22 protein-coding genes are annotated in these 25363 nt (G+C 65.9%); 12 read left to right on the plus strand and 10 right to left on the minus strand.

The genetic code is table 11. From position 1 onward, the window contains the following. Nucleotides 1–5 precede the first annotated feature (5 nt). The 7 genes from NVV90_RS20080 to NVV90_RS20110 all read right to left on the minus strand — a co-directional run bounded on the left by NVV90_RS20080 (nt 6) and on the right by NVV90_RS20110 (nt 7696). On the minus strand, nt 6–809 hold the full coding sequence (locus NVV90_RS20080) for an HpcH/HpaI aldolase/citrate lyase family protein (RefSeq protein ID WP_396125326.1): 804 nt from the start codon (nt 807–809) through the stop codon (nt 6–8). Continuing rightward, nucleotides 806–1591 carry a 2-oxo-hept-4-ene-1,7-dioate hydratase gene (gene hpaH, locus NVV90_RS20085; RefSeq protein ID WP_258438997.1) on the minus strand — a complete coding sequence of 262 codons (786 nt, stop codon included), beginning with the start codon at nt 1589–1591 and terminating at the stop codon, nt 806–808. Before hpaH ends, NVV90_RS20080 begins: the two co-directional genes overlap by 4 nt. A 3-nt stretch (nt 1592–1594) precedes the next feature. Then, complete coding sequence (gene hpaD / locus NVV90_RS20090) at nt 1595–2671, minus strand: 3,4-dihydroxyphenylacetate 2,3-dioxygenase (protein ID WP_258438998.1); 1077 nt, start codon at nt 2669–2671, stop codon at nt 1595–1597. Between the two features lie 53 nt (nt 2672–2724). Next, complete coding sequence (hpaE, locus tag NVV90_RS20095) at nt 2725–4239, minus strand: 5-carboxymethyl-2-hydroxymuconate semialdehyde dehydrogenase (protein ID WP_258438999.1); 1515 nt, start codon at nt 4237–4239, stop codon at nt 2725–2727. 17 nt (nt 4240–4256) lie between these two features. Then, complete coding sequence (locus NVV90_RS20100) at nt 4257–4946, minus strand: GntR family transcriptional regulator (RefSeq protein ID WP_258439000.1); 690 nt, start codon at nt 4944–4946, stop codon at nt 4257–4259. Next, nucleotides 4939–6399, minus strand: a complete 1461-nt coding sequence (locus NVV90_RS20105; protein WP_258441247.1) for a fumarylacetoacetate hydrolase family protein — start codon at nt 6397–6399, stop codon at nt 4939–4941. The genes NVV90_RS20100 and NVV90_RS20105 overlap by 8 nt, the downstream gene beginning before the upstream one ends. Nucleotides 6400–6643: 244 nt before the next feature. Next, on the minus strand, nt 6644–7696 hold the full coding sequence (locus NVV90_RS20110; RefSeq protein ID WP_258439001.1) for a YhcG family protein: 1053 nt from the start codon (nt 7694–7696) through the stop codon (nt 6644–6646). Between the two features lie 182 nt (nt 7697–7878). Here NVV90_RS20110 and NVV90_RS20115 point away from each other — a divergent pair, with 182 nt between their 5' ends. The 5 genes from NVV90_RS20115 (at nt 7879) to NVV90_RS20135 (ending at nt 11076) form a co-directional block, all read left to right on the plus strand. Further along, nucleotides 7879–8583: an alpha/beta fold hydrolase gene (locus NVV90_RS20115; RefSeq protein ID WP_258439002.1), complete on the plus strand. Its 705-nt coding sequence runs from the start codon at nt 7879–7881 to the stop codon at nt 8581–8583. 124 nt (nt 8584–8707) lie between these two features. Continuing rightward, the gene (locus NVV90_RS20120; protein ID WP_258439003.1) at nt 8708–9610 is read left to right on the plus strand and encodes an alpha/beta fold hydrolase; all 903 of its coding nucleotides are present in this window, start codon (nt 8708–8710) and stop codon (nt 9608–9610) included. 109 nt (nt 9611–9719) lie between these two features. After that, the gene (locus NVV90_RS20125) at nt 9720–10304 is read left to right on the plus strand and encodes a histidine phosphatase family protein (protein ID WP_258439004.1); all 585 of its coding nucleotides are present in this window, start codon (nt 9720–9722) and stop codon (nt 10302–10304) included. 91 nt (nt 10305–10395) lie between these two features. Then, nucleotides 10396–10596: an AsnC family protein gene (locus tag NVV90_RS20130; RefSeq protein WP_258439005.1), complete on the plus strand. Its 201-nt coding sequence runs from the start codon at nt 10396–10398 to the stop codon at nt 10594–10596. A 6-nt stretch (nt 10597–10602) separates the two neighbouring features. Further along, complete coding sequence (locus tag NVV90_RS20135) at nt 10603–11076, plus strand: SgcJ/EcaC family oxidoreductase (RefSeq protein WP_258439006.1); 474 nt, start codon at nt 10603–10605, stop codon at nt 11074–11076. A gap of 20 nt (nt 11077–11096) precedes the next feature. Here the strand turns inward: NVV90_RS20135 and NVV90_RS20140 are convergent, their stop codons facing one another. Together NVV90_RS20140 and NVV90_RS20145 are read right to left on the minus strand one after the other, a co-directional pair. Next, nucleotides 11097–11999, minus strand: a complete 903-nt coding sequence (locus NVV90_RS20140) for an amidohydrolase family protein (protein ID WP_258439007.1) — start codon at nt 11997–11999, stop codon at nt 11097–11099. Next, nucleotides 11996–12502 carry a hypothetical protein gene (locus NVV90_RS20145; protein ID WP_258439008.1) on the minus strand — a complete coding sequence of 169 codons (507 nt, stop codon included), beginning with the start codon at nt 12500–12502 and terminating at the stop codon, nt 11996–11998. Before NVV90_RS20145 ends, NVV90_RS20140 begins: the two co-directional genes overlap by 4 nt. Before the next feature lie 321 nt (nt 12503–12823). Here NVV90_RS20145 and NVV90_RS20150 point away from each other — a divergent pair, with 321 nt between their 5' ends. Further along, nucleotides 12824–14722 (plus strand): FAD-binding monooxygenase, encoded by a 1899-nt coding sequence (locus NVV90_RS20150; RefSeq protein ID WP_258439009.1) that lies wholly within the window; start codon nt 12824–12826, stop codon nt 14720–14722. A 6-nt stretch (nt 14723–14728) separates the two neighbouring features. On the opposite strand, the gene NVV90_RS20155 is transcribed toward NVV90_RS20150, so the two are convergent. Then, nucleotides 14729–16636, minus strand: a complete 1908-nt coding sequence (locus NVV90_RS20155; protein ID WP_258439010.1) for a DUF2264 domain-containing protein — start codon at nt 16634–16636, stop codon at nt 14729–14731. Nucleotides 16637–16822: 186 nt separating this feature from the next. Between NVV90_RS20155 and NVV90_RS20160 the strand changes: the two genes are divergently transcribed. The 6 genes from NVV90_RS20160 (at nt 16823) to NVV90_RS20185 (ending at nt 25234) form a co-directional block, all read left to right on the plus strand. After that, a complete protein-coding gene (locus NVV90_RS20160) occupies nt 16823–17980 on the plus strand; it encodes a substrate-binding domain-containing protein (protein ID WP_258439011.1) in 1158 nt (385 codons plus the stop codon). 131 nt (nt 17981–18111) lie between these two features. Continuing rightward, nucleotides 18112–19425, plus strand: a complete 1314-nt coding sequence (locus NVV90_RS20165) for a sugar ABC transporter substrate-binding protein (RefSeq protein ID WP_258439012.1) — start codon at nt 18112–18114, stop codon at nt 19423–19425. A gap of 56 nt (nt 19426–19481) precedes the next feature. After that, nucleotides 19482–20444, plus strand: a complete 963-nt coding sequence (locus NVV90_RS20170; RefSeq protein WP_258439013.1) for a carbohydrate ABC transporter permease — start codon at nt 19482–19484, stop codon at nt 20442–20444. After that, nucleotides 20441–21352 carry a carbohydrate ABC transporter permease gene (locus NVV90_RS20175; RefSeq protein WP_258439014.1) on the plus strand — a complete coding sequence of 304 codons (912 nt, stop codon included), beginning with the start codon at nt 20441–20443 and terminating at the stop codon, nt 21350–21352. Before NVV90_RS20170 ends, NVV90_RS20175 begins: the two co-directional genes overlap by 4 nt. Beyond that, on the plus strand, nt 21349–22359 hold the full coding sequence (locus NVV90_RS20180) for a hydroxyacid dehydrogenase (protein WP_258439015.1): 1011 nt from the start codon (nt 21349–21351) through the stop codon (nt 22357–22359). Before NVV90_RS20175 ends, NVV90_RS20180 begins: the two co-directional genes overlap by 4 nt. 211 nt (nt 22360–22570) lie before the next feature. Then, on the plus strand, nt 22571–25234 hold the full coding sequence (locus NVV90_RS20185) for a polysaccharide lyase 8 family protein (protein WP_258439016.1): 2664 nt from the start codon (nt 22571–22573) through the stop codon (nt 25232–25234). The last annotated feature ends 129 nt before the right edge of the window (nt 25235–25363 follow it).

The raw sequence follows: 25363 nt of genomic DNA on the forward strand, positions 1-25363 counted from the left end.
GGGCGTCAGTAGCTCCCGCGCGGACCGGCGTCGGGCGTTTCCTCGGTCTTGGGAACAAATGTTGCCGCGAGCTGCTCGCTGCCGCGCGCCAGCATCGCCACGTCCGCGCTGACCAGCACAAACGACGCTCCGGCGTCGAGATACGCCCGCGCCGTGGCCTCGTTGAACGCGTTGACGCCGGCGGGTTTTCCGGCCGCTCGGGCGGCGGCAAGGCAGTGCTCGACGGCGGCCCTCACCAAAGGATCTTCCTGCTGTCCCAGCAGGCCCATGGAAGCTGCGAGGTCCGACGGGCCCAGGAAAATGCCGTCCACACCGTCGACCGCCAGGATCTCCTCCACGGCCGATGCCGCTGCCTCTGACTCGATCTGGACCGTGAGGCTGATGGTTTCCGAGGCCCGGGCCAGGTAGTCCGGGATGCGGTTCCACCGCGAGGCGCGGGCCAGAGCCGAACCGACGCCGCGGACGCCGAGCGGCGGGTAGCGGACGGCAGCGACGGCGTCCTCCGCCTCAGCCGCCGAGTTCACCATGGGGATGAGCAGGTTCTGCGCGCCCAGGTCCAGGTACTGCTTGATGAGCACGGTGTCGTTGACCGGGGGCCGCACCATGACCTGGACGGGGTAGCCGGCCACGGCCTGGAGCTGGGCGAGGATCGATTCGAGCCCGTTGGGGCTGTGCTCGGCGTCGATCAGCAGCCAGTCCAGGCCGGAGCCGGCGCAGATCTCGGCCACCAGGGGGCTGCCGGAGCACACCCACATGCCGGCCAACGGCCGGTCCGCCTCCCCGAGCGCGGAGTAAAACGTACGGCTCATTCGAATCGGCACGTGACAACTCCCAGGGGTCCGTAGTCGGCGTGGACGGTATCGCCCTTGTACACCCAGAGCGGGCGGGTAAACGAGCCCGCCAGGATGATGTCGCCGGCCTTCATGCCGTCGCCGTGCGGCGCGAGCTTGTTGGCGAGCCAGTGCACCCCGTTGGCCGGGTGGTCCAGCACGCCCGCGGCCACGCCGGTTTCCTCCACGGTCTGGTTCTTGTAGAGGATGGCCGAGACCCAACGGAGGTCAACGGCGTCGGGCCTTACCGGGCGCCCGCCCACCACCATGGCGCCCATCGCGGCGTTGTCCGCAATGGTGTCCACGATGGTCCGGCCCTCCATCTCGATCCGGGAGTCCAGGATCTCGAGGGCCGGAACCACGTAGTCCGTGGCGCTCAGGACGTCGAAAATGGTGCAGCCCGGGCCCTTGAGCGCGTCCTTGAGCACGAACGCCAGCTCCACCTCCACCCGGGGGTGCGTGTACTTGTCCCACTGCACCGAGCAGCCGGTGTCGAGCACCATGTCATCGAAGATGGCCCCGTAGTCCGGCTCCGTGATGCCTGTGGCGGCCTGCATGGCCTTGGACGTGAGGCCGATCTTCCGGCCCACCAGCGTGCGCCCGGCTTCCTCGTTCCGGCGCCGCCACAGCTGCTGCACGGCGTAGGAATCCTCCACCGTCATCTCGGGGTAGCGGGCGGTGAGTCGCGGTACCGGCTTGCGGTTCCGGCCCGCCTCCAGGAGCTCATCGGCGATGGCCTCGATCGTCTTCGCGTCCAGCATGATTTAGACCTGGGCTCCCAGCTTGAAGCCCTCGGCGGCAGCGCCTTCCGGGCGGGTGTAGGAGAATCCGTCGGCCCCCACGGTGACGGCCATTTCGGAGGCATCGGTGCGTTCGATAACCGGCTGCGGATTGCCATCCAGGTCCAGGACCAGGGAGGCCTCGGTGTACCAGGACGGGACCACGGGGTTGCCCCACCAGTCGCGGCGCTGGTTGTCGTGGACGTCCCAGGTGACCGTGGGGTTGTCCGGGTCGCCGGTGTAGTAGTCCTGCGTGTAGATCTCCACGCGGTGGCCGTCCGGGTCCAGGATGTAGAGGTAGAACGCGTTGGACACGCCGTGGCGGCCGGGGCCACGCTCGATCCGGTCGCTGATGCGCAAGGCGCCCATCTTGTCGCAGATCTGGATGATGTTGTGCTTCTCGTGGGTGGAGAAGGCGATGTGGTGCAAGCGCGGGCCGTTGCCGCCGGTCAGGGCCGTATCGTGCACGGTCTGCTTGCGGTGCATCCAGGCGGCGTACGTGACGCCGTCGGAGTCCTTGATGTCCTCGGAGACGCGGAAGCCGAGGTCCTCCAGGTACTTGCGGCCGCGGGGGACGTCCGGCGTGACCTGGTTGAAGTGGTCCAGGCGGACCAGTTCGCCCGCACTGTAGAGGTCGTAGCGCTGGGTGAGGCGCTCCACGTGCTCCACCTCGTAGAAGAATTCGTACGGGAAGCCCAGCGGGTCCTCCACGCGGACGGAGTCGCCCACGCCCTTGGTGAAGCCTTCCTTGCGGCGCTCGACCCGGCAGCCCAATTCCTTGTAGTAAGCCTCGGCGGCGTCCACCTCGGCCGGCGACTTCACCCGGTAGGCGAAGGCCGCGGCCGCGGCGATCGGGCCCTTGCGCAGCACCAGGTTGTGGTGGATGAACTCCTCGAAGGAGCGCAGGTAGATGGCGTTCTCGTCTTCCTCGGTGACGTGCAGGCCGAGGAGGTCCACGTAGAACGCGCGGGACTTGGCGAGGTCCGTGACCACCAGTTCCAGGTAGGCGCAGCGGACGATGTCCGGCGCGGGAACGGTGGGGGTGGGGACGAAGTTGGTCATGGTGGTCTCTCTTCTTTGAAAGGGGTTCAGGAATGCCGACGGCGGGTGGAGGCTTAGGCGCCGAACTTGGGGGTGTGGACCGAGCCCAGGGTGATGTGCACGGCCTGCTGGTCGGTGTAGAAGTCGATGGAGCGGTAGCCGCCCTCGTGGCCCAGCCCGGAGGCCTTGACGCCGCCGAACGGGGTGCGCAGATCGCGGACGTTGTGGCTGTTCAGCCAGACCATGCCGGCCTCCACGTTCTGCGAGAAGTTGTGGGCCCGGGTGAGGTTCTGGGTCCAGATGTAGGCCGCCAGGCCGTACTTGGTGTTGTTCGCCAGGGCGAGGGCTTCCTCGTCCGAGTCGAACGGCGTGATGGCCACGACGGGTCCGAAGATTTCCTCCTGGAAGATCCGCGCGTCGGGCGCGACGTCGGCAAACACCGTGGGTGCGATGTAGTTGCCTTCGGGGAGGTGCTCCGGGCGTCCGCCGCCGGCCAGGAGCCGGCCCTCGGACTTGCCGATCTCCACGTAGGAAGCCACCTTGGCGAAGTGCTCCGGGTGGACCAGGGCGCCCACCTGCGTCTTGGGATCGTGCGGATCGCCCACCACGATGTTCTTGGCGCGGGCGGCGTACTTTTCGCAGAACTCCTCGTAGATGGGGCGTTCCACCAGGATGCGGGAGCCTGCCGTGCAGCGCTCGCCGTTGAGGGAGAAGACGCCGAACAGGGCGGAGTCGATCGCGGCGTCCAGGTCGGCGTCGGCGAACACCACGCACGGGGACTTGCCGCCAAGTTCCATGGACAGGCCCTTGAGGTTGGCTGCGGCGTTGCGGAAGATCGTCTGGCCCGTGGTGGTCTCCCCGGTGAAGGAGATCAGCGGGACGTCCGGGTGCTTCACGAGGGCGTCGCCGGCTTCCTCGCCCAGGCCGTTGACCAGGTTGAAGACACCGTCCGGCAGGCCGGCGTCCTTGAAGATCTGCGCCCAGAGCGAGGCGGAGAGCGGCGTGAATTCGGCCGGCTTCAGAACCACGGTGTTGCCGGTGGCCAGGGCCGGGGCGAGCTTCCAGGACTCCAGCATGAACGGGGTGTTCCACGGAGTGATGAGGCCGGCGACGCCGATCGGCTTGCGGTTCACGTAGTTGATCTGCGAGCCGGGGACCTTCATGGCGTCGTCGAACTGGGCCACGATCAGGTCCGCGAAGAAGCGGAAGTTCTCGGCGGCGCGCAGGGCCTGGCCCTTGGCCTGGGTGATCGGAAGGCCGGTATCGAACGTCTCGAGCTCGGCGAGGCGCTCTTCCTGGGCCTCCACGGCGTCGGCGATCTTGTTCAGGACACGGGCACGTTCGCGCGGCTTCATCCTCGGCCACGGGCCGTTCACGAACGCCTCGCGGGCGGCGGCGACAGCGAGGTCGATGTCTTCCTTCTGGCCTGCCGCGGCCGTGGCGTAGTTGCTGTTGGAGACCGGGTCCAGAACGTTGAAGGTCTTGCCGCTGACCGAGTCCACGAACTGGCCGTTGATGTAGTGCTGGATATGCGTCGGCAGGTCCTGCGGGACGTAGTGGGTGGTGGTTTCAGGAGCAGTGAACGTCATTGTTTTCTTCCTTGCTACTAGTGCAACGCGGGGGTGGGGGCGGCGGCTGCCTGGGCGAGGTACGCGTCCAGGGTGGCGGCGCGGTGGCGGCGGGCGGCGTGTTCGATCGTGTCGGCGTCGGCGTTGCTTTCGATGAGTTGAAGCAGCGCCTCGTGTTCGTCCACGGAGTCGTGCGCCCGCCCGGGGACGAAGCGGAAGGTGGAGGACCTCAGCGAGGCGAGCCGGTTCCAGCCGCGGTGCACGAGGTCCAGGATGTGCGGATTGGGGCAGTGCTCAAACAGGACGCTGTGGAAATCCTGGTTCAGCGCGGTGAAGCGGACCGGGTCGAAGTGGTCCAGGCAGTCACGCATCTCGGCATTCACGGCCCGCGCCCTGGCGATGTCCACGGGGCCGATCAAGGGTGCGGACAGGGCCGTGGCGGCGCCCTCCACGATGCTCAGGGTCTGCATCGTGTACAGGTATTCGGTGGGGTCGATTCCGGACACCGTGGCGCCGACGTTCCGTTCGAACGTCACCAGCCCTTCGGCTTCCAGGCGGCGGATGGCCTCGCGGACCGGGACCACGCTGACGCCCAGGTCCTCGGCGATCTTGGCGAGCACCAGGCGGTAGCCCGGCGTGTAGGCGCCCTCCACGATGCGTGCCTTGACGGCGGCATAGGCCTGCTCGGACTTGCTGCCCGCGGAAACGTCCACGGCGGTGTTACTCACTGTGCGTCCCTCCCCATTCCTCGTACTTGGCGCGCCAGGCGGCGTTGAGCGGGTAGAGCCCGTCCACGCTGTGGCCCTCCTGGACCATCTGGGCGATGAAGGTCTCCTCGCGTTCCTGGGCGATCGAGTCGTCCGCGAGTTCCTCGGCGAGGGCCGGCGGGATCACCAGGATGCCGTCGGCGTCGGCCACGATGATGTCGCCGGGCTGCACTGTGGCGCCGCCGCAGGCGATGGTGATGTCCGTGTCCCAGGGGATGTGGCGCCGGCCCAGCACCGCCGGGTGGGCGTTGGCGAAGTAGGTGGGCATCTCCAGATCGGCCACGGCGGTGAAGTCGCGGACGCCGCCGTCGGTGATGATGGCGGCCGCGCCGCGGATCTGGGCGCGCAGCGCCAGGATGTCCCCCACGGTGCCGGTGCCCTTTTCGCCGCGGGCCTCCATGACCAGGATTTCGCCGTCGTTGACGGAGTCGATGGCGCGTTTCTGGGCGTTGAAGCCGCCGCCGTGGGTCTTGAAGAGGTCTTCACGGTTGGGCACGTAACGCAGGGTCCGGGCGAGCCCGACCACGCGGCGGTCCGGGCGGGTGGCCTGCAGTCCGTCGATGCTGACGTTGTCCAGGCCGCGCTTGCGCAGCTGGCTGGAGAGGGTGGCGGTGCAGACGCTTTCGAGCTTCTTCTTCAGTTCGGGCGTCAGGACGAAGGCCGCGGCGGTCTCCAGGGGGGCGAGTCCTGCCGCTTCGCGCGATCCGTACGCCTCCTCCCGCTGGGTGTCATCGGCCTGGGGCCGGGCACCAAAGTCGGCCAACGGCGTCGTGCCTTCCACGACGGCGGTGGCCAGGCGGCCGCTGCTGAGCCCGCCGGCGGTGACCTCAACCTCGACGACGTCGCCCGGCTGGGCGACGGAGGCGCCGGCCGGGGTGCCGGTGAGGATGATGTCGCCGGGTTCCAGGGTGAGGAGCTGGGAGAGGTCCGCAACGAGGCGGGCGAAGGGGAACAGCAGGTCCGCGGTGGTGTCGTCCTGGACGAGTTCGCCGTTGTGCCAGGTGCGGATGCGCAGGGCGGAAGGCTCGACGGCGGCGGCCGGGATGAGCGCGGGCCCCACCGGCGTGAAGCCGTCGCCGCCCTTCGAGCGGACGTTGGAGCCTTTGTCCGCGTAACGGAGATCGTAGACGCCGAGGTCGTTGCTGGCGGTGACCCATTCGACGTGGCCCCAGGCGTCCTCGACGCCGACGCGGCGGGCGGCGGTGCCGATGATGAGGGCGATTTCGCCTTCATAGCCGAGCAGTTCACAGCCAGCGGGGCGCTCGACGGTCCCGGGGTTCCCGGCAGAACCGAGGGCCAGGGAGCTGGAGGGCTTCAGGAAGTACGAGGGCTGCGCGGGGGTGCGTCCGCGCTGGGCGGCGCGGCTGGGGTAGTTGATGTGGACCGCGATGACCTTGCGCGTCCGGGCCAACATGTCCTGCGTCAGTTCCGGGGTGATGGATCCCTCGGTCACAGCGCCTCCTCTTCATCGAGTACGAAATCGTATACGAAACACTATGGCCGAGAAATGGGAACCCGTCAACCCCTCGCGCTTCCCGATCATCGCCGTCGCCAGCCAACTTCTCCTCCCTCCCATTCACGGGTTACAGATGGCCCTGCAGCGAATCGGGAAGGACATCGGGGCGGGGCTTCTTTCACCACCGCTTCTGACCATGCTTCTAAGTCGCTTCGGCGGGAGCGTTGGTTAGATCGCTTTCCAGCGCCGCCGTGATGGCAGCCGGGGACGGTAGGGCGGCCTGCTCGTCGGCCGGAAGTGCCTCGTACGTGTAGGAGGCCACCGTGAGTGGTTGAGCGGAACCATCGAGCGCGTAGCGCACAGTGCGTTCGTTCCGGGAACCGCACACAAGGATCCCGACAGTTGGGGCCTGCCTGGGCAGCCGGAGCATGTCGTTCACTGCAGCGACATAGAAGTTCAGTTGTCCCAGATGCTCGGGTTTGAATTTGCCTGCTTTCAGCTCCACGACAACGTACCTGTCGGATGGGACGTGGTAGAGGAGCAGGTCAATGAAGAAATCATCTCCATCGACATCGAGATGGTACTGGCGGCCGACGAAAGCGAAGCCGGGTCCGAACTCGGCCAGCGTCTGGGCCATGCGCAGCGTCATCGCTTCCTCGATGGCATGTTCCTGGGCCTCTTCGGTCAGGCCCAGGAAGTCAAGCACCAGCGGGTCCTTGGCGACTTCCCCTGCCAGGTCGGCGCCCCCGCCAGGCAGTCTTGCCTCGAAGTTGTTCGGGGCGGAGCCGTTACGGGTGTGGAGGCCCGTGAGAATCTGGTGTTCCAGCACGGCCACCGACCAACCATGCAGGACGGCCCGCGATGCGTACCACTGACGTAGGCCTTGGTCGTTCAGCCTGTTCAGGAGCGCTACATTGTGGCTCCAGCTCAATTGTCCATACGTTGTCTGGACAATTGGTTCAGTACCGTTCCACGCTGCGGCGAAGGCGCGCATGTTGTATAGATTGGTGCGGGAGAATCCCTTCATGTGGGGAAACTCCCTCCGCAGGTCGAGTGCGAGCCGGTCCAGCACCTTGCTACCCCAGGGTTCACTGTCCTGCCTGTCGAGGATGGTCCGCCCGATGCTCCAGTAGAGCTCGATCATGGCGGTATTGACGGTGCGCTGCGCCCGCTGCTGTGCCGCCTGTATGAGGCCTTTCAATATGGTGAGCGCGGCGGCATAGTCGCTGGGAAGGTCCGGTTCGAGCTGGGTCATGGTGCCACCCTAGGTGGAGGCTCAGACAATGCCGGCTGCAATTGTCCAGACGCCATCTGGACAATTCAGGCCGGAACGGATGCCCCCCGCCATGACGGGGGCGCGGCCGGGCCAGGACGGAAGGCCGGGCACGTTCCTGGATGTGCGTGCATTCTGTCGGTGGCCCGTCGTAGGGTACCGGCATGGACATCATCCTGGTTCCCGGATTCTGGTTGGACGCGTCGTCTTGGTCGGAGGTGACTCCACCCTTGATTGCAGCGGGGCACCAAGTGCACCCGCTGACCCTCCCCGGGCTTGAATCGCCCGGGGCACCACGGGCCGGCATTGGGCTGCGCACGCATATTGACGCCGTGGCGGCGGCGGTGGACGCCCTCGACGGCAAGGTGGTGCTGGTGGGACATTCCGGCGGCGGCGCCATCATCCACGGCGTGGTCGATTCCCGCCCGGAGCGCGTGGCCCGGGCCGTCTACGTGGACAGCGGCCCGCTGGGAGAGGGCGGAGTCATCAACGACCAACTGCCCGCTGAAGGGGACGAGATCCCGCTGCCGCCGTGGGATGGCTTCGAGGACGCAGACCTGGTGGACCTCGATGAGGAACTGCGCACGGCCTTCCGGGCGCGCGCCATCCGCCAGCCCAAGGGCGTCGCCGTCGAGCAGCAGCACCTCCATGACGTGCGCCGCTACGACGTGCCGGCCACGGTCATCGCCTGCGAGTTCCCTTCGTCGCTACTGACGGAATGGATGGATTCCGGCCACCCGTTCGTGGCGGAACTGGCCCGCATCAAGGACATCGAACTCGTGGACCTGCCAACGGGCCATTGGCCGCAGTTCACCAAGCCTGCCGAGCTTGGTGCCGCGATTCTTGCGGCCGTGGACAGGACTGCGTGAACTCCCGAGGTCCCCGCCACCCTGGAGGAAATTAGCCCATGGTATAGGCGATCCAGCTCAACCTTCCAATCCACAACGCCTGCTGCTCCGAATCTCCGTCAGAGACCAGGAGGAAAGGGCGAAAATGAGCGTTACGCAGGTGACCGCGGCGTCGGCTAAGGCCGCGCTGCGGCTGGAGTTCTTTCCCACGGAGCTGGGGCGCTGCGCGGTCCGCATACAGGGAGCCCGGCTCCGCAGCTCCTCATCCGGCGCCGCGGATGTCTACCTTCACGGTGCCGCCGGATCCTGGACAACGTTCCTGCCGTTGCTCCGTGAGGCGCCCGCTCATGATCGGGTGCTGATTGACCTGCCGGGTTGGGGCGATTCCACGGCGGGCGCCCGCTTGGAAGACTTCAGCATCGAGGCCATGGGACGCGTTGTTGTGCAGGTCCTGGATGCCCTCGGGTATCGGCGCTGGAACCTGGTGGGGCACTCCATGGGAGGCTTCCTGGCGCTTCATATTGCCGCGGATCGGCCGGAGCTTACGGCCAGCGTGGCGACAATTTCCGCCACCACATTCGGAGTTCACGAATCCATCCGGCGGCCGCTCCACGGCCTGCCGTTTTTCGTGGGCATGCTGCTGCTCATGCGCTCCACGGCAGTCTTCGGAGCCGCCGGAAGGGCGCTCGTCCGCGCGCTCGGGAACACACCGCTGATGCGGCTGTTGCTGTCGCCGCTTTTTGCAGTGCCGGCGGCCATACCGGTAGACGTCATCCGCAGGCTCGCGGCGGACGCCCGTCCCGCCAGCTTCACCGCGGCAGTATTGGCGGCTGCCCGCTACGACCTTGGCCGGTGGCGCGGCATCCGCTGCCCCGCCCTGGCAATCCGGGGAGACCGCGACGTGTTCACGCCAGCGTCCGACCTCGACCGCTTGGCCCAACTGATCCCGCACCTGCAAACGGCCACCATTCGGCGATGCGGACACTTCGCCACCATCGAACAACCGGCCCACGTGACGCGGCTGCTCGAGGAACTGGGCTCCCACTGAACCCGTGAAGGCAAGCCGAACGCCCGACGCCGGCCTCCCGCCGTCGAGCGCATCTCACGTGGCGTAAGGAACTGCAGCTCCCGGCCGGCCCCAAGGCAGAATGGAGGGCATGAGCCTTACGACATTCGCCCTCGTCCGCCATGGCCAGACCGACTGGAACGCGGAGCGCCGGTTGCAGGGAGCCACAGATATTCCGCTGAACGACGTCGGCCGCGGCCAGGCGCGTGACGCCGTGGAGGTTCTTTCCGGCTACGAATGGGACGCGATCGTGTCCTCGCCGCTGAGCCGTGCAGCGGAGACGGCCGATCTGATTGCCGACGGCCTGGGCCTGACCGTGGCCCGGCGCATGGAGGAGCTCAGCGAGCGCGGCTACGGACGCGCGGAGGGCCTGCAGGCCGGCCCCGAACTGGAGGCCCTGCGCATTCCGGGCGGTTTTCAGGGCGCGGAAAGCGAGGACGATGCCGCCAGCCGCGGCTTGGGCGCGCTGAACGCGCTGGCCGAAGAGTTCCCCGGCCAGCGCGTCCTGGTGGTCGCCCACGGCACACTCCTCCGCCTGAGCCTCAGCAGTGCCATCGGGCGCACGCTGCAGGGCATCGACAATGCCACGCTCAACCTGGCCCACCACCATCCCGTTGACGGCTGGGAGCTCGAATATTTCAACGGCGAGCGCGTCTTGGCCCCGGCCCGGGTCTGAGCGCGTCGCACCCCGCCGCGCGGCGTCAACTTTAGTTGACACACGCACACGCGTCAACTAAAGTTGACGCGTGTGCGTGGAGGTGGAGCGGATGAAGATACTGGTGGCATCGATGGACGGGAAAGGTCCCGCCGAGGCGCTGCATGCCGTGGCGGAACTGCAAAAGGAAGTCGGGCGCGCCGAAGCGTCCCTGGTCCGCAAGGCCCGGCAGGCAGGCCTGTCCTGGGAAGCGATCGCACTGTGCCTCGGCGTCAGCAAGCAGGCCGTCCACCGCAAATACGGAAAGCAGTAGCTTCCCATGGCATCAAGTGCGCGTGGCGTCGCCGAGGGCTTTGCGGCCGCATGGAACGCGGCTGATCCGGCAGCCCTCGCGGCTCTCTTCGTTGAGGACGCCGACTTCGTCAATGTTGTGGGCCTCTGGTGGACCACCCGCCAGCAGATCCAGGACAACCATGCCTACGGTTTCCGGCACATGTTTCCGGACACCGTCATGATGCTGGACCGCGTCACGGTCCGCGAACTCGGGCCCGACGCAGCCGTGGTTCACGCGGCTTGGACCATGACCGGCCAGATCACGCCCACGGGCGACAGAGCGGGGACCAGGCGCGGCGTCATCAGCTTCACGGCGGCCCGGCAGGACGGTGGACAGTGGCTGGCAGTCAGTGCACAGAACACCGATGTGGTTCCCGGGATGCAAACCCACGTTGCGGGCAGCGAGGGGCTTGCGCCGGAAACGTACGCGCCGCGCAGGCGCCCCAAAACGGCTCCCTAGGGCAGGCCCTCTGGGGCCGGCTACTCGTCCGCGAGGCCCAGCAGGCGGGCACCGTTTCCCCAGAGCACTGCGCGCATCCAATCGTCGCCAAGGCCGAGCCGGGCGAGGGCATCGAGTTGGTGGGCGTACGGGTACGGGATATTGGGGAAGTCCGAGCCCAAGATGATCCGATCGCGCAGCGCGGGGAGCCGGGCAAGGTAGCTGTCCGGCATGGGGGCGAAGCCGTTGGTGAAGTCGGTCCCCACCATGGTCGTATCCAGATGGACGTTGGCGTATTCCTCGACGATGTCCGCGAAGGCGTCGTACTCGGGCATGCCCATATGCGCGATCACCAGGACCAGCCGCGGGTGCGTGGCCAGGAGCCGGCGAATGCGGTCCGGACCGGTGAAAGGTCCCGATAGGGGCGCCGATCCCGCATGGATAACCACAGGCGTTCCCGAGTTCTCAAGAGCCTCCCACACCTCGCCAAGGAGGGCATCATCCGGCGCGAAACCGCCGACTTCCAAGTGGACTTTGAACAGCTGGGCCCCATCGGCGATGGCCTTGCGGACGTAGTCCCCGGCGCCCGGTTCAGGGTAGAACGTGGCGCAGTGAAGTGCGCGCGGCGTCCGCAGGGCGAAGCCCGCACTCCATTCATTCAGCCATGCGGCCATGCCGGCCTTGTGGGGATAGGACAGGGCTGGGATGGCCTTGAGTCCGAATCCGCGCAGCTGCTCCAGCCGCGAGGCCTCGGTCGTGCGGTAGTGGATCGGCCAGGCGCGGCCGTAGGATTCCTCGGCCCCGTCGAAGTAGCCCCAGACCTTGCGCATCATCTCGTCCGGGAGGAAGTGCACGTGGATGTCCGCCAGCCCGGGAATCCCCAGGGCGCCCAGGTAGTCGGGAATGCCTGCATCATCGCGGGGCCCAGGGGTGGTTGCGCTCATTTGAGGATCGCATCCTCCCTGCGCCGCCTGCCCGCCAGGGCGATCACCACCAACGCGAAAAGCGCCGCCAAGCTGACGGCGTAGAGCAGCCCGCCCCACGGAGCGTAGTCCCCGCCTCCTATCAAGAAGGCATCGGCAATGCCCATGCCTGCGGGAAATGCCGCGAACCAATGCGACGGAGCTCCGAGCACCAGAATCAACAACTCCAGCACCACTACGGTCTTGACGCGCGTGGTTGACCCCGCCAGTGCGGCAAGCACCACGGATGCCGCCAGTACCACTCCGACTACGGCCCACGTCAGGACCAAGGGCGCGGCAAGTGTTTCGTTGGCACGGGCCATTTCGGCATGAATTTCTTCGAGTGTGGCGCCAGGAACCGCAGCCAGCGGATTCCACACGAGAATCTGGAATGCGCCGGCAACCGCATATCCCGCAACAAGCACGAGGCCCACGGCCCCGGCGGCAACGGCGCGCCGCCGCCTGGATACTCCCCCATGTCCCATGCCTCTCAGGGTACAAGAGCCCCACCAGGCTCAGGCGCAGACTCAGGCCCCGTCGGCCTGCACATTCTGCTCAATCACCCAGCCCCACCCTCGCACCAAGGCCCGGAATTCCGCGGATGCTTGCGTGCGGCCGGCGAGTGATCCAGCAGAATCTGACGCGCAGGGGCGTGCGATTCCCGGCGGCACCCCACCACGAATGCACCAACGCACCCTTGTCACCCACGTCACGGCTGGCGTACAGTTCTCAGTCAAGACAGTAGTTCAACTATGGAACCTAGAATTCTATAATTGAACAACCACACAACGAAGTGAGGAAATCCCGTGCAATTCCACCACCACGGTTACGTATCCGGCGACCCGCGGGTCGAGCCAGCGGCCGGCGTCGGCATCAACCGGCCCGGGGACCTTCCCGACGAAGTCGATGTGCTCATCGTGGGCAGCGGCCCGGCAGGCATGCTCACCGCCGCTCAGCTGTCCCAGTTCCCGGGCATCACCACGCGCATCGTCGAGCGGCGCCCGGGCAGGCTCGCCATCGGCCAGGCCGACGGCATCCAGGCCCGCAGCGTGGAGACGTTCCAGGCCTTCGGCTTCGCCGAGCGCATCATCGCCGAGGCCTACCGCATCACCGAGATGGCCTTCTGGAAGCCGGACCCTGCGGACCACTCCCGCATTGTCCGCGCCGCCCGCACCGTGGATGACCCCACCGGCATCAGCGAGTTCCCGCACCTGATCGTCAACCAGGCCCGCGTGCTGGACTACTTCTCCGAATTCATGGCGAACTCCCCCGCCCGCATGGCACCGGACTACGGCTACGAATTCCGCGCCCTCGAGGTCACCGGCGAGGGCAACTACCCCGTCACCGTGACCCTGCTGCACACGACGGGCGAGAACGAAGGACAGGAACGGATCGTCCGGGCCAAGTACGTGGTCGGGGCGGACGGCGCACGCAGCAAGGTCCGCGAATCGATCGGCTGCCAACTCGCCGGCGACCAGGCCAACCACGCCTGGGGTGTCATGGACGTCCTGGCCGTCACCGACTTCCCGGACATCCGCACCAAGTGCGCCATCCAGTCCGGCTCGGGCGGCAGCATCCTGCTGATCCCGCGCGAAGGCGGCCACCTGTTCCGCATGTACGTGGACCTCGGCGAGGTCGCCGCGGAAGATCACGGCGCCGTGCGCAAGACCACCATCGATCAGGTCATCCACAAGGCCAACGAGATCCTCCACCCCTACACCCTGGACGTCCGCAACGTCGCCTGGAACAGCGTGTACGAGGTGGGCCACCGTCTCACGGACCGGTTCGACGACGTCCTGCCGGAGGAGCGCGGAACGCGCACGCCGCGCGTGTTCATCACCGGCGACGCCTGCCACACGCACAGCGCCAAGGCCGGCCAGGGCATGAACGTCTCCATGCAGGACGGCTTCAACATCGGCTGGAAGCTGGGGCACGTCCTGGAGGGCCGCAGCCCGGAAAGCCTGCTGGACACGTATTCGGCCGAGCGCCAGGTGGTGGCCAAGAACCTCATCGACTTCGACAAAGAGTGGTCCACGCTCATGGCGAAGAAGCCCGAAGAGTTCGAGGACCCCACCGAGCTGGAGAACTTCTACGTCAGCACAGCCGAGTTCCCCGCCGGCTTCATGACCCAGTACGCGCCGTCCATGCTGGTCGCCGAGGCGAAGCACCAGGGCCTGGCCACCGGCTTCCCCGTCGGCAAGCGCTTCAAGTCCGCCCCCGTGCTCAGGGTCTGCGACACCAACCCCATGCACCTGGGCCACCACGCCAAGGCGGACGGCCGCTGGCGCATCTACGTCTTCGCCGACCCCGCTGCACCCGGAACCGCATCGGCGACCACGGACTTTGCCGAGTGGATCGCGAACTCGCCGGACTCACCGCTCGCGGCAACGCCGTCGGGCGCCGACCGCGACGCCTGGTTCGACGTGAAGGTGATCTACCAGCAGGACCACACGAACATCGACATCGGCGCCGTCCCGGCGGTGTTCAAGCCGATTGTGGGTCCGTTCCGGCTCAATTACCTGGAGAAGGTCTTCGGCACGGATCCCGCCGCTGACATCTTCGAGCAGCGCGACCTCAGCCGCGACGGCGTCGTAGTGGTCGTGCGGCCGGACCAGTACGTGGCCAACGTGCTGCCTTTGACCGCGACGGCGGAACTCGCCGCGTTCTTCGCGCCCCTCCTGCCGGCCCGGCAGCCCGCCCAGTAACGGCACCTAGAACTCGAAAGCCAGCTCCAGCCGGACCGGCGCAGCCCCGGCAGCAACCAGCGTCACCGAGGCACTCACCCGGGTGCCGTCGTCGTGCAGTTCGACGCCGGCGGGAAGCAGGGACAGCGCGCTGCCGCCGAGGTACACAAGGGAGGCGAAGAGGCTCCGCGGCCCGGAAAGGGCGCCCTCCACGTAGCCGCAGGCAGCATGTTCGCCGAGCGGCGAGACGCCCTGCAGCTGCACGGTTCCGCTCCCGGTGTAGCCGGCCAGCGGCCAGATTCCGGAGCGGAGGCCGTCGTGCGAGAGGACGTCCCCGCCCGCCGCAATCGGCCGGTCCCCCGCCAGCGCATAGCCGCCTTCACGCACCGCGGCCGGGCCGGCGGCGGCGGGGCCAGCAGGCGACTCCACCACGTGCACCCGCAGCTCATATCCCCCGGACGCCGCCGTCCCGGAGGCCACCCGCCACGGGGAATCCTGCTGGTCCTCGGCGTCGTCCCACACCGGGCGGTGGAAGCTCGCCGCCTGGCGCTCCCCGGCCGCCAGCCGGTTGATCCGGGAGCGGCGGCTGGGCGTCCCGGCCGCATCCAGCACGGCGAAGTGGTTGTCCACCGGGTCCGAGGTGAACAAGGGTGCCGTGTGGCTGGAGTACGCGAGCCTGCGGTACTGGGGATCGTCGGCACCGGGCCCGTAGTACTTGTCGCTGCCATGGTTGAGTAGCCGGGCCACGCCGTCGCCGGCGGTGGAGTGGAGTAGGAAGTTCGGGGCTTCGCTGAGCTGCAGACGGTCCTCCACCTCGGTAGGTGCGGGCTCTTCGACGGCGGTCCAGACAGGGTGTGTGGCCGGCAGCAGCAGCCCGACAAACGCCTTCGAGGTCCAGTACGGCGACGCGGGCCCCGAGTAGCTCTGGGTCATGGGCTCGAATGGCCCGAACCAGCCCAACGCCGGCAGGCCGTCCGGATACGCCCCGCCGTCCAGGAAGTACTTGGCGGCGCCGCTGGCCATCCTTCGCGTCTGGCCGGGCGTGAGGGGGCTGCACTCGTTGGCTGCCCCCAGGAACAAGGGCGCGACGGCGGCATAGCGGTAGATGAGCGAGCGGCCGTGGAAGACGGGGGCGCCGTTGCCGCCGAAGAACAGGGCGTGGTCCTTGAGGAACTCGGACAGCCGGGCCGTGTACTTCCGGCCCCGGGCATCGGCCTGGGGGTGCCGCCCCGCCGCGAACGTGGACCACAGGACCGGGTATAGATGAAGGGCCCAGCCGCAGTAGTAGTCGAAGAAGTCGCCGGTGCCGCCGTTGTCGCCGTCGCGGTACCAGCCGCCGCCGGCGTACCAGTCCTCCAGGCGCTCCAAGCCGTCCTCGATCTGGGCGGCGTTGTGCCCGTACCCGGCACCCGCCAGGAATTCCGCGATCAGGACCTGGAACAGCACCCAGTTGTTGTCCACGCACGTGCTGCCCGATGAGCCCTGGAGCCAGTCGGCCACGCGCGCCTGATCGCTGGCGGACAGCGTGTCCCACAGCCACGGCTTGGTCAGCTGCAGCGCCAGCACCACGGACGCGGCCTCCACGATCGGCTGCGAGCGGTCCACAATGGGGAGCCAGGCTTCGGGGCTGCCCGGCCGGGTGCCTTCCAGCAGGCCCTCCCGGTACACCTCGAGGTGCCCGTGGGGATCGTGCCCCTGCTCTCCGGCCACGCGGAAGGCAGCCAGCATGAAGGTCCGGGCGAAGCCCTCCATGCCGTCGGACAGGACCCCCGACGACGACGGCCGGCCGGCGAGCGGAATCAGCGCCTTCCGCGGGGAAAAGTGCGCCCGGGCGGCAAGCAGCTGCTGGTCGGCGAAGGCCACCCAGTGTTCCCGCGTCCAGCCGGTGATGGGGCTGAGCGTGTAGTCGAGCGGCGGCATAGCGAAATCGGTCACCGGAGCCTCCCATGGTTGCTTGCGGCCGCCCGGCAAGATGACGGTGCCGCCGCAATCCGGGGCGGCGGGGTTACGCCCATCAAAACTGCGCACTTTCGTATAGACATCTTGACTACAAAGGATATGTCCGCTCTAGTTCATAAAGTAGCAGTTGAACATTTCTGCACTTACCTTTACGGAGGCGACATGATGCTGTCCGAAGATCGCCATGAACTCATCCTGCGTGAGCTGACTCTCCGTGGGTCCCTCAACGTCACAGAGTTTGCCGCCAAGATGGGCATCTCGGGAATGACCGTACGGCGCGACCTGGCCGTACTCGACGCCGGGGGGCTGCTGCACAGGGTTCACGGAGGAGCGATCGCCACGGCACCGCTCTCCGGGATGAACGGAGGCAGCAGCCGGGCCGCATTCGCGCCGCATGGCGAGTCCGTCTCGACAGCCGCCCAGGGCGCCGACCGGACCGGGTCCAGGCTCCCTCTGGCCACAATCGGCATGGTGGTTCCCTCGTCCGCGTACTACTTCCCTGGGATCATCCGAGGGGCGGAAGCGGCGGCGAAAGAGTCCGGCGTGCGCTTGGTGCTGGGTGTGTCCAGTTACTCCGAGGTGGAAGAGCGACGTCAGATCCAGCGCCTGCTCCAAAACGGCGTGGATGGCCTGCTTGTCACCCCGAGTGAGGAATCGCTCGCCGGCACGGCCACGCTGGCGCTTCTGGCCCAAGCGGCAGTGCCAGTGGTCGTCGTCGAACGTTCCATCGAGGACGCTCTCGACGACGGCCAGTTGGAGTCCGTTCGCAGTGATCACGCGCGGGGGGCTGAAATAGCCGTCAACCACCTTCTTGCCCAGGGGCACCGCAACATCGCACTGTGCATCCTCGAGGGCAGCCCTACCGCATCGCGCCTGAGAGAGGGATACCGCAGGGCGCTGCAGCGCGCAGGGCTTCCCCACGATGACACTATGGTGCGCACGATCTCGCGGGCGCGCAACGATCCCCAGCCACACGAACAAACGGTGGAAGGTATCCTCGACTGGTGTCTCGAAGCGGGTGTAAGCGCGGCCATCGTGCACAACGACGAGGACGCGCTGCGATTCGCCAGCGCCTGCCAGGAACGGCTAATCCAGGTCCCGGAAAATATGGCGATAATTGCCTACGACGATGAGATTGCCTCACTCGGCACGGTTCCCTTGAGCGCTGTGGCGCCCCCCAAATTTGACGTAGGGCACCAGGCACTGGTGATGTGCCTCAACCGCATTGGGGCGCACCGCGGGGGCACGGCGGCCCTTCAGAGGGTCAACCTCTCACCAACGCTCGTCATTCGGGATTCCAGCAGCACCAGCCTAAGATGATCGAGCCGCCCAGCCTTGTTCGAATTTGTTCGATTCATTGAATTTGTTCAGAAATGGCGATTCCATGGTTGTAGATCATGTGGTGCAAACCACATGCCACCTTCGCATCGTGGATTTCAAAGGAGAACACAATGAAGCGTCGCCAACTTCTACTGGGCGCAGCCAGCCTTATGGCCAGCGCTGCCCTCATCACCGCCTGCGGGACCGGCCCCACCCCGTCCGCAGCCTCGACCCCCACTGAAGACCCCAGCGGTACCATCACGTTCTGGTCCTCCCTGGCTGGAATGGACAAGGTAGCCGCTGCGTTCAACGCCAGCCAGAGCAAGATCAAGGTCAACTTTGAGACCGTCCCGAACGGTGCCAACGGCGGCTATGCCAAGCTGTCCACGGCCATCACTGCAGGCAACGGTCCGGACGTAGCCACGATCGAGTATCCGCAGCTGGCGCAGTTTGCCAGCAACGGTCAGCTCCAGCCGCTGGACGGGCTGATCGACAAGGCAGCCACCGTGGACAAGTTGTCCGAGCAGGTCCGTTCCCTGGTCCAGTTTGGCGACAAGACTTACGCACTGCCCTACGATGCCGCTCCGATGATCATGTGGTACCGCAAGGACATGCTGGCCAAGGCCGGCGTCGAAACGCCCAAGACCTGGCAGGAATTCGAGGAAGCAGGGAAGAAGCTCAAGGCTGTTGCCCCGGACGCCTATCTGGCGAGCTTCAACCCGAATGAGCCGACCCTGACCGCATCACTGTCCTGGCAGGCCGGCGCCAGGTGGTTCGGCACCGAAGGCGACAGCTGGAAGGTCGGCGTCAACGACGCCGCGACGCAAAAGGTCGCCACCTACTGGCAGAAGCTGATCGATCAGAAGGTCGTCAAGGTCCAGCAGGCCTTCAGCGACGAATGGTCAGCAGATCTGGCGAGCGGCGCCGTCGTCGGCGTCCTCGGCGCCAACTGGAGCGCCACAGGCATCCAGAAGCGCACCGAGGCCAGTGGCCAGAAGGGCCAATGGATCGCCGCCGAAGTACCGAACTGGGGTACGTCAGCGGATGCGTTTTACGGCGGATCCAGCTTCAACATCACCAAGAGCAGCAAAAACCCGGCCGCGGCAGCAAAGTTCATCGAGTACCTGGGCACCAACCAGGACGCCATCAAGGCCCGCGGCAACACCGGCTCCGCCTACCTGGCCTTCCCGGGTTTGACCCCTGTGGCCCAGAAGGCCTATGACGCGAGCTACTTCGGCAACGACATCTACGCCGTCTTCGACAAGGCCTACGGCACGATCAGCAAGGGCTGGCAGTGGGGACCCAACTGGGACATCACCAACACTGCCCTCAAGGACGCCTACGGCAAATTGACCACCGGCGGCACGGTCAAGGAAGCCGTTGAAACGGCCCAGAAATCCACAGTGGCCGGACTCAAGCAGAATGGCCTCTCCGTCAAGGAGTAGGCCCGCCCGGCAGGGCGGCCTCAACGGAGGCCGCCCTGCCAGCGAGGAGATATTTCATGGTCAACCAGACCCCAACAAAGACCGGACGCGCCAAGCCGTCCACCCGCGCTACATCACCGGGCAAGTCACGCGCCATGTCAGGAACCGGCGGGAAAACCGCCGCATTGTTCCTGACCCCCTTCTTCGCAGTCTTCGCACTCGCGATGGTGGCGCCCGTCATCTACTCGATCGTGCTGAGCTTCTTCGCCCAGCAGAAGTCCGGATTGGGCTTCGGCGAGGCCAAGACCTCGTTCGTCGGACTTGAAAACTATCTTCAGGTCCTCCAATCGGAGAGCTTCGTGGGCGGCATCGGACGCCTCATCATGTACTGCGCTCTGTACATCCCCTGCATGGTGGGCGGCGCCTTGGTCTTCGCACTCCTGCTGGATGCCGCCGTTGCCCGTGCCCGGAAACTGTTCCAGCTCCTCGTCTTTCTACCCCACGCCGTTCCCGGCGTCATCGCCGCTTTGATCTGGGCGTACCTCTACACGCCGGGCGTCAGCCCGATCGTCTCGGTCCTGGAATCCGGCGGGATCTCCCTGAACTTCCTGGATGCGCATCTGATCCTGCCCTCCATCGTCAACATCGCCGTGTGGGAGTGGACCGGCTACAACGTGATCGTCCTGTTCACCGCGCTACAGGCGGTTCCGCGGGAAATCCTGGAAGCCGCCCGCGTGGACGGCGCCGGGGAAATCCGTGCAGCCATCAGCATCAAACTGCCCTTGATCCTGCCCGCGATCAGCGTCATCATGCTCTTCACCGTGATCGGCACCCTCCAGCTCTTCACCGAACCGTCCATCCTTGCCAAAGCCACGGCATCGGTCACCAGCACATGGGTTCCGAACATGTGGGCCTACGATGCCGCCTTCAACCGGCACAACCTCAACCAGGCCGCAGCCGCGTCCATCATCATCGCCCTTCTGGCCGCCGCACTGTCCTGGGCCGTCACCCGCTTCAGCTCAAGGATGAACAAAGCATGAGCACCGGCATGATTTCCCGCCCGCACACCAATCTCCCGGCCAGCCCCGTCAAGCGCCGTCGTTCCAGCCCCGGCGGCGGCTTCGCCAGCGCCTTCACGGTGAATGCCCTGCTGATTCTTGGCTGCGCATACATGGTCCTTCCGGTGCTGTGGCTCTTCTTCGCGTCCACCAAGAATGCGGCCGATCTCTACTCCACCGGCGCGTACGCCTTCGGACAGCCGGCGTTCTTCGAAAACGTCGTGGCAGTCATCACCCAGGACGGCGGCGTCTTCTTCCGCTGGATGGCCAACTCGCTGTTCTACGCCGCGTTCGGGGCCGTCTTCGGCGGACTCATCTCCGTCATGGCCGGCTACGCCTTCGACAAGTTCAATTTCCGCGGCAAGGATTCGTTCTTCGGGATTGTGCTTGTGGGCGTACTGATTCCCAACACCGCAACGGTGCTGCCGATGTATCTTCTGGCCTCAGTAGTGGGCATCACCAACACGATCTGGGCCATCCTCATCCCGGTTCTGTGCAACCCCTTCGGCGTGTACCTGGCCAGGGTCTACAGCGCAGCGTACGTACCCGCCGAAACCCTGGAGGCCGCGCGGGTGGACGGCGCCGGACCCATCCGCTCCTTCTTTTCGCTGGGCCTTCCCATGATGCTGCCCGGATTCATCACCATCGCCCTGTTCCAGTTCGTGGGCGTGTGGAACAACTTCATGCTTCCCTTGGTCATGCTCCAGGACCAGCAGCTCCTGCCGGTCAGCGTGGGTATCTCCATCTGGCAGGGCTACGCCATTCCACAACCCGAGTTCGTCCCGATGGTCATTACCGGCTCGCTGCTGTCCATCATCCCCCTGCTGCTGGCTTTCATCATGCTCCAGAGGTTCTGGAAGTCCGGCCTGACGGCGGGGAGTGTCAAATGAGCCAAGCACTCAACGTTGCCCTCGCCATGCCGGCCCACACCGCACGCGCCGTATTCCCGGCACGCAGCCTCGATTCCCTTGAGCCTGTGCTGAACCTCCTGAGCCGCGAACCCATCCAGGACTTTCACTCGTCCGAAGGCAGGGCGCTACTCGCCGAAACCGACATCCTCATCACAGGCTGGGGTTGCCCACTGATCGACGACGCTGTCCTGGACGCTGCCCCACGGCTGCGCTACATCCTGCACGCCGCCGGCAGCATCAAGCACCATGTCGGGGACGCTTGCTGGGAACGTGGCCTCCAGGTCAGCACCGCCGCGGACGCCAACGCCATCCCCGTCGCCGAATACACCGTGGCCATGATTATCCTGGCCAACAAGAGGGTGTTGCAGATCGCCCTGGCCCTGCACACCACACGCGCCGAGGTCATCCCCGAACAGCTCTTCCCGGACATGGGCAACTACCGCAAACGCGTGGGCATCATCGGCGCATCCAAGATCGGCAGGCACGTCATCCAGCTGCTCGAGCCGTATGAGCTCGACGTCGTGGTGGCCGACCCGTACTTGAGCCCGGAGGATGCCGCAGCCCTCGGCGCCCACTTGGTGAGCCTGGAGAAACTCGTGGAAAGCAGCGACGTGGTGTCTCTGCATGCGCCGTCGCTTCCCTCCACCCGGAACCTGATCAATGCAGAGCTGATTGGGCGCCTCCGGGCCGGGTCCACGTTCATCAACACCGCCCGCGGAGAGTTGGTTGACCAGGCTGCACTCCTTGCGCGCCTGGAACGGCACGAGCTGTTTGCCGTCCTGGACGTCACCACACCCTGGGTCCTGCCCGCAGATTCGGGCTTCTACTCCAACCCGAACGTCCTGCTGACTCCGCATCTTGCCGGTTCCCTCGGCAGTGAGCTGGAGCGGCTGGCCGCCACCACCGTGGCCGAAGCACACCGCGTTGCCCGCGGCGAACCGCTGCTCTTCCCCGTCCAGGCGGAGGACCTGGCCTTCACCGCATAGCCGTCGCAACGACTCAGCGGCTGCCTAACTCTCGACGGCGGTGGGGGGACTTTTGGGGCCCCCGCACCACGGTCGAGCACTACCTGAAGCGCCATTTCATGCAAGACCGGTCTCCCGCGTCCGCGGGATGACGACCCAACGAATTCAAAGGTGAATCATGGAAATCTCGACGGATGCCACGTCTCAAGTCCACCAACCTCACGTCAGCGGAATGGCGACGTTTAGCCGGAGGTCCTTGTTGATCGCCGGTTCGGCGGCCGCGGCCTTGCTTGGGGCGCTTCAGTTCACGCCGCAGAAGGCTGCCGCTGCCGATGGTTCCTTCACCCTGGCGAGGCAGGCGTGGCAAGCGGCACTCGTCGGTTCGGGTTACGACCCCGAGGACGCGGCCATTGCAGCCCGCCTTCGCGCGTTGGCCACAACCGCGGTCAAATGGCAGACCTCCATGGCCACCGGCACTTCGCGAACCACCCTATGGACGGACCTCCCCTTGGGGACCAAGTCCGCCAACCTCACCTCCACAGCCCGGCGGCTCCGCGACATGGCGATTGGTTGGGCGGCTATTGGGTCCCCTACCTATGGGAACGATCAACTGCGTGCAGCCATCATCGACGGTCTTGGCTGGTTCACTTCAAACGCCTACACGGCCACCACCAAGGCATACGACAACTGGTACGAGTGGATGGTCTCCACACCACAGGCGTTGAACGACACTGCAGTGCTCATGTTTGACCAGTTGACGGCGGCGCAGATCGGCTCCTGCGTAGCTGCCCAAGCACGGCAAGTCCCACAGATGCCGACCACCGGTACGCAGGCAGCGGCAGCAAACCTGGCCCTCATCGCCGACGGATTCAGTGGCCGTGGGGTGCTCTCCGATGACATGCCCACCGTCACTGCAGCCTTGGAGAGCGTCGCTTCCCTCCTCTCCTACGCCGAGCCGATTGGCGGCACCGTCGGGCTGCTCAACGGAGGCAATGTGGGGGCCATCAACGGCGGCCCCAATGAGGTTGCCTTCTTTAGCCACGACGGCTTCTACCCTGACGGATCCTTCATTCAGCACGGCCAGTTCCCCTACGTTGGGGGCTATGGTGCAAGCTTCCTCAGCTCGTTGGTCGCCACCATCATCCGGACCGCAGCGCTGGGAACAGCATTGGATACATCCATCGTTTACAACTGGATCCACGATGCTTTCGAACCCTTCCTCTGGAACGGGCTCGTCATGGACACCGTCCGCGGACGCAACGTCGCCTTCTCACCAGCGGGCGACCACGACAGCGGACACGGAATCCTCGCCGCTTGCCTGCCACTGCTGAGGGGTGCCACCGGCGCAACCAGGGAACGCTTGGCCGCGATGTTGAAGCAGGAGCTCGGCTCGGACACGGCCGACGATCTCACAGCGTCATTCTCACTGGCATCCCTGACGGCCGCACGTGCTCTCCTTGCCGATGGCGCCACTCCGGCCCGCGGCCCGCTGGTCAAGACGCAGGTCTTCGGCGCCATGGACCGCGTGATACATCGGACGGAGACATTCGCCGCCGCCCTGGCCATGAACTCGCTGCGTATCTCCAACTACGAAACGGGCAACAACGAGAATCTCGCTGCGTGGTACACAGCCGACGGCGCTCTGTATCTTTACACCGACGACCTTGCCCAGTTCGACAATGGGTACTGGTTTACGGTGGATCCCTACCGCATCCCTGGAACCACCGTGGACCGTGTGGAAAGAACGCGTGCCACTGTTCCGTGGCGGGCGGAATACCACAACCCGGATTATTGGGCAGGTGGCGTTGCGGCCACCACGTGGGGAGCCGCCGGTTTGCGCCTCACGGCCCAGCCGCCGTCGTCCTTGACGTGCCGGAAATCATGGTTCTTCTTTGGAGATGAGATCCTGTGCCTCGGCGACGGCATCAGCACCGCTCCCGGCCGCACCGCCGAGACGATTCTGGAGAACCGCCGAGCCACCTCTGCGGCCGCCGCGACGATCACCATTGACGGCAAGGCGGTGGCTGCGGTGGACGGATCAACCGATATCGTTCAAGGCGCCGGCTGGGCCCACCTGGATGGCGTCGCAGGCTACGTCTTCCCCACCCCTGCTGTGTTGAACGCCCAACGCCAGACACGAAGCGGAAAGCTGAGCGACATCAGCCCGAACAAGACGTCAGCCGTCATGAGCAACACGTTCTCCACTCTCTGGCTGGACCACACGAAGTCGGCCACTGACACGTACAGCTACATCGTTCTGCCAAACGCCACCGTTGACTCGACCAAACAGTACGCAGCGCAGTCGCCCATCCGCGTCCTGTCCCAAACCGGGGCCACTCATTCGGCGCGCCACGAACCGTCCGGCCGGTGGGCTGCAACGTTCTTTGCCGCGGGCTCGGTCTCCTTCGTCACGGCAGCTCAAGCATGTGCTGTCGGGATCGAAGAGCAGGATGCCGAAATGATCGTCACGGTGAGCGATCCCACCCAAACCTCCACGAGCGTGGTCATCGATCTCGATATCGAATCGGGCGATGTCCTGTCAGCCGACCCGGGCATCACCACCACCCGGGTGAATGGCAAGACGCGGATCAGCGCAGACGTAGCCGATGCCGTCGGTGCAAGTCGAACTGTGAGGATCCGCTATGCGCTGACACCGGAGAACGTCTCAGATCGGCTCAGGGAGATGAATAAGTCAGGGGCACTGGCAAAAGAGCCTTACAAGCGCCTCGAAGACCAGCTCAAGTCATTCCAGAAGTCCCTCCTCAAGAGTCAGACTGCACAGGAGAACCTGGCAGGACTCCGAACCACACTTGTCGAGCTCACCTCCCAAATTGACCCGACAGAGTTCCGCCAGATCGACGACCTCGTCTCCAGGCTGACAGCGAGGGTGAGCTAAGCCGGCTTTGTGGGAGTACAACCCTGCGAGTGACCACGTCACCAACTGACACTTGCCAGGCCAGCTCGACGGATGCGGTGGGCTAGTGTGTTCTCAGCAAGGGGGAGAACGGTGCTGGATACGGTAAGT

This window comes from Arthrobacter sp. CJ23, from assembly GCF_024741795.1.
Lineage (GTDB): Bacteria > Actinomycetota > Actinomycetes > Actinomycetales > Micrococcaceae > Arthrobacter.